At 40.0% G+C, this 2,065-nt stretch carries 2 protein-coding genes; both read left to right on the top strand.

Going from position 1 to position 2,065, the window contains the following annotated elements; all coding sequences use genetic code 11:
• Window positions 1-184: 184 nt before the first annotated feature.
• Window positions 185-538 carry an acyltransferase family protein gene (locus HMPREF0493_RS00290; RefSeq protein WP_006351214.1) on the top strand — a complete coding sequence of 118 codons (354 nt, stop codon included), beginning with the start codon at window positions 185-187 and terminating at the stop codon, window positions 536-538.
• Window positions 539-793: 255 nt separating this feature from the next.
• Window positions 794-2,056, top strand: a complete 1,263-nt coding sequence (gene tyrS, locus HMPREF0493_RS00285) for a tyrosine--tRNA ligase (RefSeq protein ID WP_006351213.1) — start codon at window positions 794-796, stop codon at window positions 2,054-2,056.
• The last annotated feature ends 9 nt before the right edge of the window (window positions 2,057-2,065 follow it).

Genomic DNA, 2,065 nt, shown 5'->3' with positions numbered 1-2,065 from the left:
ATCAAATTTAATACAATTATTAAAAGAGGACATAGAAACACACCTTTATTTATAAAATGTTTAGTAGGATAGATTTTTTATTACAGGGGACTATGTCCTCCTTTTTTATGCAATAAAAAACCTGTTAACAGCTTATCATATTGATAAGTCATCAACAGGAAAAATTATAGAGCCAATAAAAAAAGTGGAAAAAGCAAAGGGAAGGATTCATTATCTGGATCGGCTAAGAATCTTAGCGACGATTGCGGTAATCGTGATCCACGTTTCAAGTCAAAAAGCATATGGTCTGGCGCAAATCGGTTCAGCACCTTGGCAGGGTTTCAATTTTTGGGATTCGCTGTCACGCTGCAGTGTTCCGCTTTTTACCATGATTTCTGGGGCTCTGTTTTTAAATCCGAATTATCATTTTCAGCTTAAAAGGGTGTTCACTAATAGTTTCTTGCTTGTGCCGTGTCTGGCAACAATTATTTTTATTGTTTCTGGCTTGGTAATGGCCTTAGTGCAGCAGATTCCATGGTTTAATAAGCACATTATGTAAAAAGTGGTTGACTATTTGACCAAAACTAAGTAAGATCATTATTAACAAAGTAGCAAGATGGTTCAGCGTTCAGAGAACTAGCGGTTGGTGTGAGCTAGACAGACCATTTTTGACGAAATACTGAATGGGGCAGTTCCCGTAAAGACTGTTAAGGCGCTGTTTAGCGCGAATGTGGGTGGTACCACGGCTAATGATGAAGTTTAGTCGTCCCTTGAAGAGAAATCTTCGAGGGGCGTTTTTTATTGGAGGAAAAACATGGCAAAATTCGATATTTTAGAGGATTTAAAATGGCGCGGTGCGATTAACCAACAAACTGATGAAGAAGGCTTGCGCAAGTACTTAGCTGAACATGATGACGTAGCTCTATACTGCGGAACTGACCCAACCGGTGATTCTCTTCACATTGGACACTTGATTCCATTTATGATTTTGAAGAGATTCCAAATGGCTGGTTACCACCCAGTAATTTTAATCGGTGGTGGTACTGGTGCAATCGGTGACCCATCTGGTCGTAAGACTGAACGTGTCCTTCAAACTGCCGCTCAAGTTGAACATAATGAAAAATGCTTGACTGACCAAATGAAGCGTTTATTTGGTACTGAAAACTTCGAAATCGTCAACAACAAGGCATGGTTAGGAAAGCTTAACTTAATCGACTTCTTACGTGATTATGGTAAATACTTCCAAGTTAACAACATGCTTAACAAGGATGTTGTTGCCAGCCGTCTTGAAAACGGAATTTCCTTTACTGAATTTACCTACCAAATTTTGCAGGCCATCGACTTCTATCACTTAAACAAGAATAACGGCGTTCAACTCGAAATCGGTGGTAGTGACCAGTGGGGCAATATCACTGCCGGCATCGATTTGATTCACAAGCTTGAAGGCGCAGATCGTCCAGCCTTTGGTTTGACTATTCCATTGATGCTTAAGGCTGATGGTACCAAATTTGGCAAATCTGCTGGTGGTGCTGTTTGGCTTGATCCAGAAAAGACCAGTCCCTACGAATTCTACCAATTCTGGATTAACCAAGATGACCGTGATGTAGTTAAATACTTGAAGTACTTCACTTTCTTGTCACGTGAAGAAATTGAAGATTTGGCTGAAAAGACCAAGAAAGAACCTTGGAAGCGGGCTGCTCAAAAGAAGTTGGCTGAAGAAGTTACTAAGTTTGTCCACGGTGAAGATGGCTTAAAAGAAGCACAAATGATTACTGATGCTTTGTTCTCAGGCAATATTAAAGATTTGTCAGTTAAGCAAATTGAACAAGGTTTGAAGTCAGCTCCTAGTGCTGAAACCGATGCTAAGGCAAAGAACATCATTGACTTCTTAGTTGATACAAAGATTGAACCATCTAAGCGTCAAGCGCGTGAAGATGTCAAGAATGGTGCGATTTACGTTAACGGTGATCGTGAACAAGATTTGGAATTCGATGTTGATCCAGCTAGTGCTTTCGAGGGCAAATACGTCATCATCCGTAAAGGTAAGAGAAAGTACACTTTAGTTCACGTTAAATAAAAAGAGCAT

This window comes from Lactobacillus amylolyticus DSM 11664, from assembly GCF_000178475.1.
In the GTDB taxonomy this organism is placed as follows: Bacteria; Bacillota; Bacilli; order Lactobacillales; family Lactobacillaceae; genus Lactobacillus; species Lactobacillus amylolyticus.
Note: the sequence above shows the minus strand (reverse complement) of the source record. Positions and strands in the feature narration are given on the sequence as shown.